Source organism: Streptomyces sp. LS1784 (genome assembly GCF_020103755.1).
Classification (GTDB): Bacteria; Actinomycetota; Actinomycetes; order Streptomycetales; family Streptomycetaceae; genus Kitasatospora.
Window position 1 is genome coordinate 1 of the sequence record NZ_JAHSQD010001189.1, and the last position, 814, is coordinate 814.

At 64.1% G+C, this 814-nt stretch carries 1 protein-coding gene; it reads left to right on the plus strand.

The genetic code is table 11. The features are described from left to right. Positions 1–171: 171 nt before the first annotated feature. A complete protein-coding gene (locus tag KS423_RS46465; RefSeq protein ID WP_224285658.1) occupies positions 172–693 on the plus strand; it encodes a hypothetical protein in 522 nt (173 codons plus the stop codon). Positions 694–814 lie beyond the last annotated feature (121 nt).

Here is an 814-nt window from a genome sequence, read left to right on the forward strand (position 1 = left end):
TCCTCGGCATGCCCACAGACGAGGCGTCCGTAAACATCACCCGCAACCGCCTCGGACGCCTCACTCGCCAAGGCTTCCTCACCCAACCCGAACGAGGCCGCTACCAGAAAAGGACTTAACGCCCTTTGAAAATGGCACACCAGGCGATCTGCCTGCGACTATCGTGCCTCCGTGACGCTGACCGACACCGAGATAGCCGCCCTGATCGCACCCGCCGGGCTTCACTTCGTGCAACGGCGCCGGGACGAGGTCCCGCTGCCGCCACTGCCCGCGGGGTGCTCGCCAGCGAGTGCCCGCCCCGAGCACGGGCGATTCGACTCATACCCGGACGAGATCGCCGACGTCGACGCCCCGGATATGGCTGACAAGGTCAACGCGAGTTGGTATCGGATGGCAACGCAATACGGACTCTTCAATCAGGACCGCGAGTTCCTCCTCGGCGTCGACTACAACACGCACCCTACGGACGGAGAGCCCGAAGATGACGGCTGGGCCTGGGTCCAGGTCCGCCTCCTCGACGACTGGGACCTGGTCACGAGCGAGGTGACCCAGCTACGGAGCGGGTTCGCGACACTGTTCACTACGCGCTTCGTGCCGGAATTTACCGCGGTGTCGCTGGACGGACGCATGATGATGAACACCACCGTCTGGGGAAACGGCACCGTCAGCACCATCGCCATCCGCCCCTACTGAAGTTGAATTCGTGATGTCGCTCGGATGGGTGAAGCCGTAGCGTTCGCCTGCCGGTGGAGGGCCGATCCCGGTAGTCGTGTGCTGTGAGGTATGCACAGGGCGGCGGTTTGACCGACGCGGA